Annotated in this window: 18 protein-coding genes; 4 read left to right on the top strand and 14 right to left on the bottom strand. The window is 23.9% G+C overall.

Going from position 1 to position 16,706, the window contains the following annotated elements; genetic code table 4:
* Nucleotides 1-5: 5 nt before the first annotated feature.
* From AACL05_RS03390 to AACL05_RS03375, 4 genes are all read right to left on the bottom strand, one after another.
* A complete protein-coding gene (locus AACL05_RS03390; RefSeq protein ID WP_422397366.1) occupies nt 6-1,211 on the bottom strand; it encodes an ISNCY family transposase in 1,206 nt (401 codons plus the stop codon).
* A gap of 94 nt (nt 1,212-1,305) precedes the next feature.
* Nucleotides 1,306-1,680, bottom strand: coding sequence for a hypothetical protein (locus AACL05_RS03385; protein WP_338986262.1), 375 nt, complete (start codon nt 1,678-1,680; stop codon nt 1,306-1,308).
* A gap of 224 nt (nt 1,681-1,904) precedes the next feature.
* On the bottom strand, nt 1,905-2,744 hold the full coding sequence (locus tag AACL05_RS03380) for a hypothetical protein (protein WP_338962660.1): 840 nt from the start codon (nt 2,742-2,744) through the stop codon (nt 1,905-1,907).
* 256 nt (nt 2,745-3,000) lie between these two features.
* Complete coding sequence (locus AACL05_RS03375) at nt 3,001-4,761, bottom strand: APC family permease (protein ID WP_338962657.1); 1,761 nt, start codon at nt 4,759-4,761, stop codon at nt 3,001-3,003.
* 342 nt (nt 4,762-5,103) lie between these two features.
* On the opposite strand from AACL05_RS03375, the gene AACL05_RS03370 reads away from it, so the two are divergent.
* Complete coding sequence (locus AACL05_RS03370) at nt 5,104-6,597, top strand: YfcC family protein (RefSeq protein WP_338986261.1); 1,494 nt, start codon at nt 5,104-5,106, stop codon at nt 6,595-6,597.
* Between the two features lie 74 nt (nt 6,598-6,671).
* Here AACL05_RS03370 and AACL05_RS03365 read toward each other — a convergent pair whose 3' ends face one another.
* Nucleotides 6,672-7,145 (bottom strand): hypothetical protein, encoded by a 474-nt coding sequence (locus AACL05_RS03365; protein ID WP_338986260.1) that lies wholly within the window; start codon nt 7,143-7,145, stop codon nt 6,672-6,674.
* Between the two features lie 185 nt (nt 7,146-7,330).
* Between AACL05_RS03365 and AACL05_RS03360 the strand changes: the two genes are divergently transcribed.
* Nucleotides 7,331-8,281, top strand: a complete 951-nt coding sequence (locus tag AACL05_RS03360) for an IS30 family transposase (protein ID WP_338960236.1) — start codon at nt 7,331-7,333, stop codon at nt 8,279-8,281.
* Nucleotides 8,282-8,558: 277 nt separating this feature from the next.
* Nucleotides 8,559-9,479 carry a hypothetical protein gene (locus AACL05_RS03355; protein ID WP_338962651.1) on the top strand — a complete coding sequence of 307 codons (921 nt, stop codon included), beginning with the start codon at nt 8,559-8,561 and terminating at the stop codon, nt 9,477-9,479.
* Nucleotides 9,480-9,596: 117 nt separating this feature from the next.
* On the opposite strand, the gene AACL05_RS03350 is transcribed toward AACL05_RS03355, so the two are convergent.
* Nucleotides 9,597-10,400 (bottom strand): hypothetical protein, encoded by an 804-nt coding sequence (locus AACL05_RS03350; protein WP_338962649.1) that lies wholly within the window; start codon nt 10,398-10,400, stop codon nt 9,597-9,599.
* Between the two features lie 307 nt (nt 10,401-10,707).
* Here AACL05_RS03350 and AACL05_RS03345 point away from each other — a divergent pair, with 307 nt between their 5' ends.
* Nucleotides 10,708-11,283, top strand: a complete 576-nt coding sequence (locus AACL05_RS03345) for a hypothetical protein (protein WP_338974998.1) — start codon at nt 10,708-10,710, stop codon at nt 11,281-11,283.
* Here AACL05_RS03345 and AACL05_RS03340 read toward each other — a convergent pair.
* The 8 genes from AACL05_RS03340 to AACL05_RS03305 all read right to left on the bottom strand — a co-directional run bounded on the left by AACL05_RS03340 (nt 11,276) and on the right by AACL05_RS03305 (nt 16,289).
* Entirely contained in the window at nt 11,276-11,893 is a 618-nt protein-coding gene (locus AACL05_RS03340; protein WP_338962645.1) for a ribonuclease HII, read from the bottom strand. The two genes, AACL05_RS03345 and AACL05_RS03340, sit on opposite strands and share 8 nt — an antisense overlap.
* Complete coding sequence (gene ylqF / locus AACL05_RS03335; protein ID WP_281747933.1) at nt 11,883-12,785, bottom strand: ribosome biogenesis GTPase YlqF; 903 nt, start codon at nt 12,783-12,785, stop codon at nt 11,883-11,885. Before ylqF ends, AACL05_RS03340 begins: the two co-directional genes overlap by 11 nt.
* An 85-nt stretch (nt 12,786-12,870) precedes the next feature.
* Nucleotides 12,871-13,236 carry a 50S ribosomal protein L19 gene (gene rplS / locus AACL05_RS03330; RefSeq protein WP_338962642.1) on the bottom strand — a complete coding sequence of 122 codons (366 nt, stop codon included), beginning with the start codon at nt 13,234-13,236 and terminating at the stop codon, nt 12,871-12,873.
* 3 nt (nt 13,237-13,239) lie between these two features.
* Nucleotides 13,240-14,001: a tRNA (guanosine(37)-N1)-methyltransferase TrmD gene (gene trmD, locus AACL05_RS03325; protein WP_338962640.1), complete on the bottom strand. Its 762-nt coding sequence runs from the start codon at nt 13,999-14,001 to the stop codon at nt 13,240-13,242.
* A complete protein-coding gene (gene rimM / locus AACL05_RS03320; RefSeq protein ID WP_338962638.1) occupies nt 13,994-14,509 on the bottom strand; it encodes a ribosome maturation factor RimM in 516 nt (171 codons plus the stop codon). Before rimM ends, trmD begins: the two co-directional genes overlap by 8 nt.
* 1 nt (nt 14,510) lies before the next feature.
* Entirely contained in the window at nt 14,511-14,750 is a 240-nt protein-coding gene (locus tag AACL05_RS03315; RefSeq protein ID WP_338962636.1) for a KH domain-containing protein, read from the bottom strand.
* 31 nt (nt 14,751-14,781) lie between these two features.
* Nucleotides 14,782-15,156, bottom strand: a complete 375-nt coding sequence (rpsP, locus tag AACL05_RS03310; protein ID WP_338986258.1) for a 30S ribosomal protein S16 — start codon at nt 15,154-15,156, stop codon at nt 14,782-14,784.
* A 260-nt stretch (nt 15,157-15,416) separates the two neighbouring features.
* Nucleotides 15,417-16,289 (bottom strand): hypothetical protein, encoded by an 873-nt coding sequence (locus AACL05_RS03305; RefSeq protein WP_338962631.1) that lies wholly within the window; start codon nt 16,287-16,289, stop codon nt 15,417-15,419.
* Nucleotides 16,290-16,706: the final 417 nt, after the last annotated feature.

The following is a 16,706-nucleotide window of genomic DNA, read 5'->3' as shown; positions in this document are numbered from 1 at the left end:
AAGAATTATTGATATCCATATCTTCAAGGATGATTTTTATTGGGTATATAAACTTTTTTAGTTTTTATTAAATTTTCTTTTATAATTGGTTTTTGTGCTATTTCTTTTAGTTCATACATTTGATTATTGTAACTAAGATATAATTCATTAATAAATGATTTAAGTACAATTACATCAGTTCTAGGTTGTATGTATTGAACTTTGTTATTTTTATAAGGAAAATACTTTTTACCATAATATGTTATGGTTGAACCACTATCTGTTTTTCTTTTAGAAAATCTTGAAAGATAAATATTGATTTCTTCCTGTGTAGGAGCTTTAACCATAGCAGATTTAGTATCATCAATAGGAAAGGCAAATTGTTTATTAAAAGTACTTATGTATGTTTTAAGAAATTTGTTAGCTTCTTCTAAATTTCTAATTTTATTAAGTCGTAATTCACTAATTAAACGACTTTGAAGTGTTCCAAATAAGCGTTCAACGCGACCTTTAGCTTGCGGAATTGAAGTTCTGATTATTTCAACACCTAAATCATTACAGGACTTTTGAAATTGAGTATAAGTATCATTTTCTGTATTTATTTTTCCTGCATCAACTTTTTTCTTATATCCAAAAACTGTTCTATTATCGGTATAAAATGTTTTTGGTATTCCATAATTAGTTAAAATTTGATAAAAAATATTATAATAACCATCTAATGTTTCTTGATGATCAAATCATAGTCCAACAATATTTCCTGTAGCATCATCAATTGCAGCATGTAAAAATGATTTTGGTTTATCGTTATCAAATCAATGATGATTACTGGCGTCCATTTGAATTAATTCACCAAAATTTGTTCTTCGATTTCTTGTTGGATGTAAGTTATTTTTTTTATTTTTATGTCTTTTTGGTGAAGTAATTTTTTCTTTAATTAATATAGTATAAAGTGTGCTATATGAAATCTTAATTTTTTCTTCATTAATTAATTTCTCATGAAAATATTGAAAATTAAAATTATAATATTTTGTTTTATACAAGTTTATAATCTTAATTTTGATTTCAAAATTTGTTGCCTTATTAGAAATTTTATTACGAGATTTATGAATAAAATCAACTTTACCTTCTCTATTAAAAATTTGAATTAATTGGTTAATTCTTCTAATAGTTAGATTAAGTTTATTCTTGGCTTGATGTTTAGATAATTTATTAATAATAATATCATTTATAATTTTGTATTTATATTTTTATTTCATAGTCATACTTCTTTCCATATTTATCACCAAGTATATTTAACTTCACTTTTGGGAAATTTTTACTCGATAACTAATAGGAAATTATCACTAAATAATGACAAAAGTAAATATTATTGTTGACTAATATTTTACAAGTATTAAGATTAACATACAATTGCATATTGAAGTCAAAATTATTCTTGTCTAACTTTATAATTTTAAGACAAATTTGAATCTTATTGATAACATCGGTACGCTCCCAATACGTTCCAAGATTATCAAAATTTATTACTTCATCAATTATACTTGTATTTTCATCACTATATCATCCTAATAATTCTGCATATTTGCCATTTAATTGCGGATTATTAGAAATATTTGAACCATTATTACCGCATGCAACAACTGAAGGAGTTGCTCCTGCTGTTAATGCAAGGGCACCCATTAATCTTAATATATTTTTCATATTCACATATACCTCCAATAATATTCTTTAAACTTATTATAATAACTATAAATTAACAACTTAGTTACTTTTTTCCAAATATAATATCATATAATAAGTTATCCAATATTTATTATATACTATATGTTTATAATGTTTAAAAATATGAAAAAATAAACATTTTGTAAAATAAAATACTCCTTTTAAATTAAAAGGAGTATTAATATTATTTTTATTTTATAAAATTATGCAAGTGTTAATTCAGTTTTTGCTTCAAAAGTAACATCACCAGTTTTATAAGTTATTTCTAATTTATCACCAGCAGCTCAAGCATCACCAGCAGCAGTAATTGTTCCTAAATTTGCCCCAATTTTTAAAGCAGTTAGAGTATTTAAAGCAGTAAACTGTTTTACTTGATCTGATTCTCCTTTAATTTGTATTGGTTCTCCTGGTTTTTTTGCAGTTTCTGGAATTGTAGTACCATCTACAAACATAATTTTTTGATTTGTAGTAACATCAGTATCTACTATTTTAATTTCAGCAGCTATTGTAGTAAGAGCAGCAGCAATAACACCTTTTGTTTTATCAGCTTTTAACTTAATACCATAAACATCACCAAGTGCCTCTTCACCTTTTTTAAATTGGAAATTAAAAGTACCACCAGTAATAGCATAATCTTTACCATCATCCATTTTAGCTAATTCTGGTTTAAAATCAGTAACTGCACCAGTAATTTTATCTAATTCTTCTTTATTAAATTTTCTATCTGTAGCTGTTTGTTTTAATTTACCAGTAAGAAAATCAACACATGCTTGATTAGCAGCTTTATTATCTTCTCCTAATAATGCACTAGCTTTAATTGGTGTTTTTAAAGCATCAACAGTTCAAGTAACATTATCCTTGACAGTTGTATCAAGTGAAGCTGCTTGTACACCTTCTCCTTTATCATCTGTTAACCCTAATTGTTTTGATACTTCTACGTTCATGGCTACACCAGCTTTATCACCACAAGCAACAACTGAAGTAGTAGCTGCTGTTGTTAATGTTAATGCACCCATTAATCTTAATATATTTTTCATATTCATATATAGTACCTCCAATAATATGACTTTTGAACTACAAATACAATAACCACAATTTAGAATTACTTCTAAACATAATATTGAAATGAATCCAATTAACATTATACATCATATTTTACTTTCTACCATCAATATACTTTATAATAATATAAAAAAATATTCATTATTAACACCTTTAATATTACTATAAAAATTTGTCAAAAATAATAAATACTAAAAATGTATTAGTTATAATAACTAATACATTTTTAAACTTTTTTTATTCTTCATCTTCACGCCATTCGCCTTCTGACATCAATAATTCTTTACGTACATTTTTAGCAATTATATAATTAGGGTTTTTATCATCACCATTAATTAAAACATTACGTACTAAATAATTTTCAATTTCATTTTGTAGATTTTTTGCAACAAAAGGTCAATCATCTTTCGCTCTAAATTCGCTATCCAATTCTTCTTGTAATTTAGGATTTGTAAGCATTCTTTTTCTTTGCATTGGTTTATAATAAGCAAAGTATCAAATTAGAGCAAACGCAATGCTAGCAATTAAATAAACTAATTGTAAAACATTAGAAGTTATATCAGATATTCCTTTTGTAGTATCAGTTCCACCTTTACCAATAAGATTTGCTCCTGAAATTAAACCATTGATTAAAGATCTTAATCATTCTTCAAATTGTCAAACTAAGAAAAGTATTGCTGCAAGTCAAATAATAATTTCAAAAATATTCTTTTTCAATTTCTTTTCTATAGACAACTTAATTGCAATGGAAAGTACAAAAACATAAATAATAACCATAATAATACCGGCTTCAGCAGTTAATGTTCCATAATTAACAATCGAACTTAAAACTAATTGTCCATCCTTATAAACAGGATGTAACGTATCAACTATTACTCCAATAATATCAGGTAAAATTAATCATACAAAAGCTGAAGAAAAAGTAATAATTAAATTTAATCTAGAAGCTTTAAACGGAATGTTATCTTTTGATAATTCTTTATATTTAGGTGAAATATACCCCTCAACAGATAATGGTTCTAAAATAGCACCACTATATAAAGCATTTTGCATTCCAGCATTAGACTTTAATGAAATAGTACAAATTAACATTACAAGGATACCAATTATTCCTAATCATTGTGCATGAGCTTTATCACCTAAAATTTTAAAAATACTTAAGTTGGGATTATCTGAAAAATTGCCAGCAACAACACCAATCATAAGAATTGTTACTGCCATATAAAAAATAGTAGATAAAATCATAACAATAACTAATGAACGACTAATATTTTTTTCAGGATTTCTAATATTTTTACCAATTGTTGAATAGGTTTCAAATCCTAAAAAGAAAAAGAAACACATGGCAAAAGCTTGTGAAAAGTTATTAGCAGTTAATTGTTGATGAGAAGTAGTCATATCTCAATTTGAAGTTCCTGCCATCACAAATAATATAATAGTTGCTATGATTAATAAAAAAGTTGTTCCTCATTTTAAATAACTAGAAATATTCACAAATTTTTTAAATGCAGCCATTCCTAAAAACAATACACAAGAAGCTAAACCATAAATTAGAATTCCAATCAAATCTAATCCTAAATGTTGTCATACTCCTCAATTAGCATATAAAAAAGAAGATGGATCAGTAAAGTTAATTCTAATCATTGATACAATTTGTGAACTAACTATAACAGGTAAAGTAGCATACTGTAAAAAAGAAATTAATCAACCTCAAAAGCGACCATAACTACTTCTAACATAAATATAAGCAGCACCATTATTACCTGAATGTACTCTTGAAAGTCTTGAGAAAGCTCAAGCACAAGTTCCTGCAATTAAACCTTCTACTAAAAAAATTCAAATCATATGAGAACCTAAATTTAAACTATCTTTATTAATTAAAATTGCAAAGTTAGCAGTAAAAGTAATTCCAACAGTATAATTAAAACCAAACCAGACTAATTCTGATAAAGTTAATTTATGATTTGTCCTTTCTTTTTTCTTAAAAAGTTTTAACATAATATTCTCCTTTCAATTATAATAATTATATACCTTTAAAGTGATTTCATTAATTAATGAAATAGTCAATAAAATCAAAAAAATAAAAAAATATATGTAATTTATAATAACTAATTTTATTTTAAAATACTACTAATATTTAATTAAATTTTCAAATAATACTAATAAAAAAATAACATTTTTTTAAAAACTATTATTATAATAATGTTACTTAAATAAAAATACTACTTTTTTAATAAGTTATTTTAAAAAATAAGCTTAAACATCTTTTATTCTACATGATAAATAGTGTATTATATAATAATACTTTTAAAAAAATAAAGAAGGAGGTATTAATCATATATGGGAATTACTAAAAAGAAAAAATTTCGTTTATTTCCATTTAAAATGCCAACAGCAATTACAGTCTTATTCTTTATTATTGCTCTAATTATCATTATTTCTTGGATTCCAGGAACAACAGGTAAATGATTAGAAGATGAATCAAAGCCTGTAAACACCGATAACCCTTGACAAGACGGTGGGCCATTAGGTATCATGGACTTATTTTTGGCTCCAATTAAAGGTTTCATTGGTAGCAGTGATATTATTGTTTTTGTTTTAGTAATTGGTGGATATATTGGCATAGTTATGAAATCAGGTGCACTAGATGCAGGAATTGGTCGTTTAGTTAAACGTCTAAACGGAAAAGAAATTTGAATTATTCCTTCAATTATGACTATCCTATCGATTGGTGGAACAGTTGAAGGAATGTGTGAAGAAACTATTCCTTACTATTTAATTATTATTCCAGCAATGTTAGCTGCTGGTTTTGATGTTGTTACAGCTGTATTAATGATTTTATTGGGTGCTGGTGTTGGTGTTATGTTTTCAACACTTAATCCCTTTGCTATTGCTACAGCTTCACAAGCTAGTGGTTTAAATCCTGGTGATGGAATCATCTGACGTTTAATTTGTTGATTTTTAGCAACTATCGGTACTATTGCTTTTGTTATGTGATATGCAATCCGTGTTAAACGTAATCCTGAAAAATCAGTTGTTTTTCACTTACATAGTGAGCATCATGAAGAATTTATTAATAAAGAAGAAATACCTGAATTTACTAAACGTCGTAAAATTATTTTAGCACTATTTGGATTAACATTTTTAATTATGGTGCTTTGTATTATTCCATGAGGTAAAATTACAGGAACAACTATTTTTGATGATTTTCACAATACATTAATTAAATATTTTCCATATTTCACAAGTCAAATTAATGCATTTGGTGACTGAAACATTGAACTGTTAGCTTTCTTATTTTTCTTTGTTTCAATTATCATTGCAGCAATTGATTGAAAAGGCGAAGAACAATATGTTCGTAATTTTATTAGTGGTTCTTCAGAATTATTAGGTGTTGCTTTAATAATTGCTGTTGCTGGTGGAATTGGCTGATCATTACAACATTCAGGAATGCAACATGTTGTTGTTGGACAATTGCAAAGTATTGATAAATTACCAAGATTTGCTATTGTTATTATTGGTTTTTTTGCTTTTCTTTTGATTGCCTTTGTTATTCCTTCAACATCAGGATTTGCAAAAGCCGTTTTCCCTATTATTTCAAAAATAGTAATTCCTTTAGGATTAGGTTCAGGAATGATTACTACTTTTGTTATGGCTAGTGGTTGAATTAATTTATTTGCACCAAGTGCAGGTGTAATGATGGCAGGACTTGCCATTGCTAAAGTTCCCCTAACAAGTTTTTATCGAGCAATTTGACCATATACTATTGGTATTACTGTCTTTGCCTTAATAATGTTAAGTATTGGAACTTTATTACCTCAATCAATATTTTAGTAGAATTTAAAGCACTATGTTAATTAAAACTTTTCTCTAATTAGAGAAAAGTTTTTTTATTTTTTATTTCATTTTTATAAAATTAAACAGCATTTGGGAAAACATTCACTTTCACGATTTGTTTGCGTTTGTTCATTATTTAGTAGACTTAATTGATCATCTGCTAATTCTGAAATTTCTACAATTTCTACAACTTCATCTTCTGGTAAAAAAATTTGTTCTAATATTTTATTAATATTATTTCAATCATTTACAAAATTTTCACTCATTTTATTGTCTCTAATTATTTTTCCAGTAGCAGGATCATATTCTGTTGATTGACAAGAATTTAACAACATTTCTTCAACAAAAGCAGAAACTTTATAAATAATTAATAATTTTTGATTAATATTATCATCACTTTTTTCTTTCTGTAATTGCTGTTTATACTTACTTAATTCATCTCATAATGATTTAATATTTTCCTTTTTTGCTGCTATTTTTCTAAAAATTTCTATAATTTCTTTATAATCAAATTTTATTTCAGATAGTAAAGATTTTAAATTCATATTTTTCCCCTTTCAAAATAAAAAACCTACTTGCTTAAAACTTAAACAATAGGTCAAAAAGTTATATTTTTTTATTTATAGGCTGAGTTATACTTGTAAGTGCAAGTAAATAAAATTGCAAAAAATTCTCATATAAAAATTTCATAATGCTAAATTTAGTTTAGAAAAAAGTAAGGAGTTTTTATATGAGTTATAAACATCTTGGCATAGATGAAAGGATTTATATTGAGAATCAATTGAAATTTAAATTTAAAATTAGTGAAATAGCTAAAAATCTTAATCGAAGTATTAGTACTATTATTCGAGAAATTAATAGAAATAAAGATAATAATCATTATTTTTCATTAATTGCACAAAATAAAGCTGAAAATCGAAAACAATCACATATTAGTTTTCATAAGTTTAAAAATAAGAATTTAGTAAAATATGTACAACAAAAATTACTATTAGGTTGATCACCTGAACAAATTTATGGCAGAATTAAAAATTTTCATAAAGAGTGAGTTATTAGTTTTAAAACAATTTATACTTGAATTTATTTTGGAATGCTTGATAAAGTTACTAGTAAAAATTTAAGAAGAAAAGGTAAAAAACGAAAATCTAAAGAAAATCGTGGCAAGTTTAATGGTAAATCAATTAAAGAACGAGATATAAATGTTAATGATCGTATAACACTTGGTCATTGAGAAGGAGATACTATAGTATCATCACGAGGTAAAAGCAAATCATGTTTAATAACTTTAGTTGAAAGAGTATCACGATTTACTTTAGCAATATTAGTTAAAAACAGAACTACTAAAGTTATTAATAAAAATGTTAGTTATTATTTATCAATTCTTCCTAAAAACATTGTTAAAACTATTACTTTTGATCGTGGCAAAGAATTTTCAAATTGACAACAACTTGAAAAAAATTTAGATATAAAAATTTATTTTGCCAATCCATATTCACCTTGACAAAGAGGTACTAATGAAAATACTAATGGTTTAATTAGAGAAAAATTTCCTAAAAAATTTATTTTTTCAAAAACTAATAAAAATGAAGTTCATAAATTTATATTGTCTTTAAACCAAAGACCAAGAAAAATACTAAATTATCTTTCACCAATCGAATATTTGGATAGAAAAATAATTTAGTTGCACTTACCTTTACAATTTAGCATAGAAATATTATACTTTATTATTTTTATTTTTTTTCAGATATTACTTTATAACAATAAATACTAATATAATTTTACTATTAATAATTTACAAATACACTCTTAAAGGTGTAAAAAAACCATAAAATTTTTTTATGCATTATAATAGTGTTAGTGAGTTATTTAAAATAATATGTTTTACATAAGATTATTGAAGATAATTTCTCACATCTATTCTAGATTTAACTGAGGAGGTTAAGAGAAAAATGAGGAATATGAGAACATTATTAAAGTTATTAGGTGCTAGTGTCATAACAACAGTACCAGTAACTACTGTTATAGCTTGTGGTAACAACAAAGAAGATCAGGTAAAAATATTACTAGATCAAGTATCAATAAATTTAGGTTTAACAAATAATGAAGGAAACGGTTTAAAAACTATTAGACTTAATTGAAAAAAAGATACATCCTTTTTCTGAATTGATAATTCCGATATTTTGGTTACTAAATTATTAGAAAAAGAGGCAACTACTGGTCAAGCCAAAGCTAAACATAAAGACAGTTTCTATTTTTTAAAATCTGTTTTACAACAGAAATTAACATCAGGAACAACACCTGAAGATGGTAATTTTGATGCAACGGAAGTTGCTAAAATTAAAAATAAAATATCTAATATAAAAGTTTCTACTAGTAAATTTGTAGAACCAAATGATGATGAAAAACTTGTAGTTGGTGATGGGACATATAATTTACAATTCTTTAAAGAAGATGGTAAAACAAATTTAGGGGATAAATATACAGTAAAAGTAATGACTGGAACTGATGCTTTATTTAATATTTTTGCAAGTGATAGTCCTGCTAAGTTAAGTTATAATGAATTTGTTTATGAAGGAAGTTCTATTGAGTATTTCCAAGCGGGTTATAAATTAGAAGAAACTGTTAATAAATGATTAAAAGATAAAACAGAAGTACCATTAATAAGCAAAAGCAGAACTGAAAAAGCTATTAAATTTAATAACTTTGAACAATTGGTTGGTTGAAAAGCAAAATTTAATGTTATAAATTTTGAAAGAACAGGAATACCTCGTCCAAATGATTTAACAGACGGAGATGAACTAACACTTTCTATTGCTTTAGTAAAAAACCAAGAAACTATTTCTTTAAAGTCAACAATAATAATAAGAATAAACAATTAATAGTAAAATAATAATGATATGATTAGCATAAAATTATTATTCAACTTTTCTAAAATATATTAATTAAGGTAATACTAGTCTAGTATTACCTTATTTTTTACTTCAAAATAATATATATTATTTTAATTCTTCGCTATTAATTTTCATTGCTGAGATTTGTTTTAATTGAAATTGTTCATGCACTACTGCTTCAAATTCTAAAACAACACCTACTTTAAACTTAAGAAAAGCATCATTAACATATTTTTTATTATTAAAAATTAAAACTGCCAATTGTTCAAAAGCATAATTTAAAATTTTATCAGAATTTGGTTCTAAAGAAAGATAACAAAATATTTGTTCATTCCTTAAATATTGCGATATCTCAAAACTATTATTTAATTTATCTAATTGTTTTCATAAACATGGTGTTAAAATAATTTTAGCAATACCATTATCACTATACTTAATACCATCTCTTTCGTAAGAAAAACCATTATTAAAAATAATGGTATTCATTCCTAATTCTTTATAATTAATAGTATATTCGGTTATTAACTCTGCAAAAATATTCTCATTACCTACTCAATCAGCGCTAAATTCTAGATTTTTATTAACAGTAATAATAAGAGCATTTGTTATTTTTTTACTTCATTGTAAAAATAGTTCTCATCGTTCAAGAATAACAAAAACTATTTCATCAATCAAAGTATATGGCATTGAAGATTCTTCTGCTAAAGCTGAAATTTTAGAAACAATATTACTACTTAAAAAATTAGATAATAATCTTACCTTATCACTTATTTGTAAATTTTTATTTTTCTTGTAAATTTTAATAATATGTTTACATGTACTTTTTTTCAAAACTAATTTAGCAGTACCGCGACGTTGATTTGAAAAATATATAAATGTTAGTAAATTATAACCGAATTTCTTTGTCATTATAATTCCCCTGACTATCTTAAATTATAAATTAAAAACTATTTTACTTTAAATTAATATAGTTTAATTATAACAGAACTAGAAAATTTAATAAACATATAAGTTTATTTCAAAAAAATTAAATTAAAAATCTCAATAAGATTTGTCCATAATTATGAAGAAAAGCAATAATAAAAAATAAATAGTATTATTTCATATTTTTAGATATAATTATTTTAATTTAATAAATGTATATATCTAATATAGCTATTTTTCTATATTAGGATTTTTATTAAATTAAATATCCAAATAAAAAAGGAAAAATAAAATGTTAAAAAAAATATATAAAGAAATATTTTCAACTATGTTAGTAATTGATAATAAAGATAATAAATTTTGTTTTAAAATAAATATAATTAAAACTTCTAATAAAATTAGACAAAAATACAATATTAAAAAAGAAATAATCAATGACTTATTATTACCATATAAAAATGTTACTAGTTATTCTACTGAATTATTTCCACTACACTATTTATTAGAAAATATTAGCAAAGACATTATTAACAATAATGCCTTTCAAAAAATATTAAATAAAAATATAATAAATAAAATAGAAAAAATCTATAAAAAATATCAAGATTTTGACCATGACTTTCAAAAAAGATTCTTTTATTTAGAAGTTGCCTATAATATTAAAACACCTACAAGCCAATTAGAAAAGAATTTACAAAAACATGGCCTTCAATCATTTAAAAATATTTTAATAAATCAAGGAACTAAACCAATTAAAGAAATTTTTAATATTCAAAATAATAAATTATTAGCAACAGATATAAATAAATTAGATAATAACTTATTACCAATAAATAATTGTAATAATAAAAGTTTCTCTATTATATAATCCCACTATATTTTTTAAGGGGCGCACAACTAATACGATGAATATCACAAATACCATAATTTTGTAATGCTATCTGATGATTTTTTGTATAATACCCTTTATGATTTTTAAACCCATAATTAGGATATTTAGTATCATAATCAATCATAATTTTATCTCTTACTACTTTAGCAATAATCGAAGCGCTAGCAATATTAAGTGATTTTTGATCACCTTTAACTATTGCTTCAACTTTTCCTAGAAAATTAGGAAATTGTGGTTTTTCAAAATCAACTAAACACACATCAGGTACTATTTTTAATTTATTAAATGCTTCTATCATTGCTAAAATACTAGTCTGCTTAGGATTATGAATATTAACAAATTGATGACTTTTAATACTAACAGCAACTGTTAGTGCATTATCAATTATAATTTGATACATTGCTATTCGTTGTTTTGTTGATAATTGTTTTGAATCTTTAATTAAAGGATGATTAAAGTTTGGTTTAAGAATAACGCTTGCAACAACAATTGGTCCTGCAATAGCTCCCCTTCCCACTTCATCAAAACCAGCAATTAATGTTCCTGATGAATAATTATCAATTTCGTATCGTAAACTACTTTTCATGTTTTAAAATCTTAGGTGGTATTTCAAATGAAATTAATCCTAATTTCCCTACTTGTAAATCATTAATAAATAAATTCATGGCACGATGAGTATTATCTTCATCATTAGCCAATTTTAAATGATATTTTTGTGCTAATTTCTTAAAATAAAGAAATAATGTTTCATCATTAATATTTTTAATTTCAAAATTAATATTATAATATTTTACTAATCTTTCATAATAATTCTCAAGTAAAAAGGTTAAAGCAAAATTAGCCATTTCTTCTAAAAATAAATGTTTAACAGGAATTGCTTTAATTAAAGCTAAAATCATTACTACTTTTTGATCATTCATTTTTGGTGGTAAAATACCAGGACTATCTAACAAATCAATCGTTGGATTTAATTTAATTCATTGTTGACCTCTAGTAACACCAGGTATATTAGCAGTTTGTGTTACTTTACGTTGTAATAAATTATTGATAAATGTTGATTTCCCCGTATTTGGTAATCCCATAATTAATACCTTAATTTTTGGATTAACAATACCTTTTGCCAATTGTTTTTCCATTTGTGGCTCCATTAATTTAGTAATTAAATTTAATAACTGCGGTTTCATTTTTGTAGTTAATGATTTTGCCAATAAAACAGAAAAACCTTGACTTTCAAAAAAATTAACTCATTCTTTAGTAAAATTATCATCTGCTAAATCAACTTTGTTAAGAACAATAATTCTTATTTTTTTCTCTAATAAACGATCTAATAAAGTACTTTTTGTTGCTAATGGTGCTCGTGCATCTAAAACTTCAATTGCAACATCAATAATTGGTAACTTAGTTTCAATTGCTTTAATGGCTTTCATCATATGACCAGGGAATCAATGAATTTGATTATGGGTACTTTCATTAGGCATTTTTTTAACTCCTTTAATACATTTTATTATTATTTTATATCAATTTAGAAAACCACCATTGATTTTAATAACGGTGGTTTAATTATTATTTAACAGGTTTTACTGTTTTAATTTCTTTAATTCTAGCAGCTTTACCGCTTAATTTACGTAAGTAGAAAATACGTGCTCTTCTTACTTTACCCTTACGAATAACATTAATTTTATCAATTAATGGTGAATGTAAAGCAAATGTTTTTTCGACACCTTTACCACCAACAGTTTTACGAACAATAACATTTTGCGTAATTTCTGAACCTTTGCGAGCAATAACTACCCCTTCAAACATTTGAATACGTTCTTTTTTTTCTTCTTTAATTTTAGAAAATACTTGGATTGTATCTCCAGATTTAAAATTAGGAAGATTATGATTTAGTTGACTTTCACTAACTAATTTAATAATTGCATTTTGCATGTTTTATTTCTCCTTTCGTTTATTTTTTTTAAGTAAAGATTTATATTCTTCAATTATTATTTTATCTTTTGCAGATAATTGATATTTTTTAAATAAATCAATTCTTTTTTTATAAGTATTAATTAATGCTTGTTGATGACGATATTCTGCTATCTTTTCATGGTGACCACCAATTAGAACCTCTGGAACTTTCATACCTAATACTTCTTCTGGTCTTGTATATGTTGGATAATCCAATAATGAATTATTAAAAGAATCATTAAGATGAGATTGATGTTGAATAACGTTAGGAATTAACCTAGTAATACAATCAATAATAACCATTGCTGGTAATTCACCACCAGTTAATACATAATCACCAATTGAAATCTCTTCATCAATATAAGACATAATGCGTTCATCAATACCTTCGTAATGACCACAAACTAAAATATAATTAATATTTTTTTGACTATATTTATAAGCTAATTGTTGATTTCATTGTTGACCTTGTGGACTAAGTAAAATTGTTTTAGCCTCAGGATATTTAAGTTTTACGCTATTAATAGCATTAATTACTGGCATTGCTTGTAAAACCATACCATTGCCACCACCATAAGGAGCATCATCAACTTGTTGGTGTTTATTATTAGCAAAATTTCTAATATCAATAATATCAATGCTAATTTGTTTTTTAGTAATAGCTCGTTTGATAATTGATGTTTGCATAAAATCATTAAAAGCATTGGGAAATAAAGTTATAATTGTGAATTGGTTTTTAGTCATTATTAATTAATCCTTCAATAATATTAAAATAAACTTTTTGTTCTTCTTTATTAATTTTATTAATAAATACTTTATTATTAGGAATAAAAAAGGTTTTTTTATTAGTCATTTTTATTTCTCATAAACCTTGATGATTATTATCTAAGAAAGCAATAACTTTTCCTAAAAAAGCATTATTCTTAGCATCAAATGCTTCATAATTTAGAATATCTTCATAAAATCAAGGTAAGTTGTCATTAATTATTTCTTCAGTATTAATAACTAAATTTTTATTTTTCATACCTTCTACTAACTCAATAGTATTATAATTTTCAAATGTTAATAATAAAAACTGCTTATGATTTCTTACTCTTGAAATAATTAAAGGTGTTAGTTGTTTAGTTTCTTCTAAATAAACTGTTGTTTTTTCTTTTCATGAAAATTTATTACCATAATAATTACATAAAACCTTAACTTCACCAATAAGACCATGAGTATTAACAATAGTACCTAATTCTAAATATTTCATCTTAAAACTCATTAATTACTAATTTAATAGTATTATTTTCTAAATATGCTTTACTTTCAATAATTGTTGATAATGCACGAATAGTATTTCCTTTTTTACCAATCAATACTGATATTAATGATTTTGGTACCATTAATATTAAATCATAGTGATTTTTTTCTACTAATTCGCGAATCTCAACTTCACAAATTTTATCAAGTAAAATTGGTTCAATTAAATGTTCTAACAATGTTACATACATATTAATTAATCACTTGTAGCATATTTTAATATTAAGTAGCAGGTGCTTCTTCTTTTTTAATAGAATTAGTAGTAGCAGTTTTTTTATTTTTTACAGTAAGTTTTTTTTTTATTTTTTTAGGTTTGCTACTTTTTCTCTCTTGTCTTAAATTATGAAATTTAGTCATAATTCCTTCTGTTGATAATAAACTACGAACAGTTTCTGTTGGTTGAGCACCATTTGATAAAAATTTTAATGCTTTTACTTCATCGATAGTTACTTGTTTTTCTTTGCTTGTTGGATTATAAGTACCTAATTTATCAATATATCTACCATTAAGTTTTGTTCTTGCATCAATCGCAACAATTCTGTAACTAGGTTGCACTGATTTACTTTTTCCTGTTGGTATTAAGCGTAATTTAACCATAAATTACCTCCTTCTATTAATTTGTGGCAAATAAACCTTTTTAATAATATCTTATTCACATAATGATGTCAAGTTAAAATACTTAACAGATAAAAAGATTTTAAAATAATAATTTCTTTATTTTTACTAAGTTACATATTTTTTCTAAATAAATAAGTTTTTTTATTAAAAACACTTACTGATATAAGTATTTAAATAATTTATTTATTAATATTTAATTATTAAAATAATTGTTAATTTTAATAACTACATTTATCTATTTATATTTTTGGCAAAATTGGTTTACTAAAAATACTGGTTGATTGAGAACTTACATCATCATCATTAATAAATGGATTTAATTTTTCTGGATAAGAAGATTCTTCACTATCGCTACTTGCATTTGAGTCAAAACCACTATCTTGTGAACAAAATGACCTTCTTTTTTTACTTAGTACTTCAATTGCTTCCTCTGCAATTTCACATTCAGGTTCATTATTAGTTTTTTCACTGAGCATTTTTTTAAATTCTTCTTCTAAAATGTCAACTTCTGCAAGAACACTAGTTATTTCAAACATATTTTTCTTTAGTTTTTCAATCAAAATAGTAGTTTTTTCTTCTTTTAGTTTTTCATTTTCTAATTCTTTCGCTTTTATCAATTCTTCATTATTAATTTTATAATTTTCTAATTCTTCTTGTTGAACTGTTATTTTTTTATTTCAATCTCAAAAACCAAAAGTAATAATTTTTAAAAAATTAGTTTTTCATTTACTAATTTTTTTATTATTTAAACTTGTAATAATATTACTATATTTATTATTGACTACTAAACAATTATCAATAGTTTGTTGATTTTGATCTAAAATTTTGGCAATTTGTTCTATTTCATATTTATAATTTTCCTGATATTTTTTCTTAGTTTTTTTTATTTCTTCTTTTAAAAAAATAAAAAAAATATTATATTTTTGTTCTTCTTCTATAGTTATATTAAATAATGAAAAAATATTGTTTAATTTTTCAATTAATTCATTATATATTTCTATATTTTCTCTTATTTCATGATAATAATATTGTTGCATCAAATCTATACTATTAATATTATTTGTATTTAAACTTTTTATAAACTTATTTATATTAACTAAATCATTTATCATTCTTCTTTACCTCTTATTTTTTTTATTAATAAACCCATTTACTTAAAAAAAGCAATGGGTAAAAAACTTATATTAAACTTAATAATTATATTGTACATATTATTTTTTGTTTTACAAAATTTATTTATTTTTCATAAAATTAGTTTTTTACTCTTATTAAAGCCAAAATACTACGATTTTAATAATCTATTTTATAATTAATTTATAGTAAAAAATGCTTTTAACCAATAATTATCGCTAATACTAAAGTTTTTTTTACAATTAATAATAATTTCCAAAAAGAAGAAGTTTCAAATATTATGTGTTAGAATAAGAATACAAGATTCACACTATCACATCTTGTCCCATAAGTGTTTAACTAAGTTTTTGATTATAAAATTAATATTTAAAAAATTAGAAAAAATATAAAAGTTTATA

The sequence above is a fragment of the Spiroplasma endosymbiont of Thecophora atra genome (assembly GCF_964019735.1).
GTDB classification, from domain to species: Bacteria; Bacillota_I; Bacilli_A; order Mycoplasmatales; family VBWQ01; genus Spiroplasma_E; species Spiroplasma_E ixodetis_A.
The sequence above is the reverse complement of the archived record's forward strand: the minus strand, read 5'-3'. Positions and strand labels throughout refer to the sequence as shown.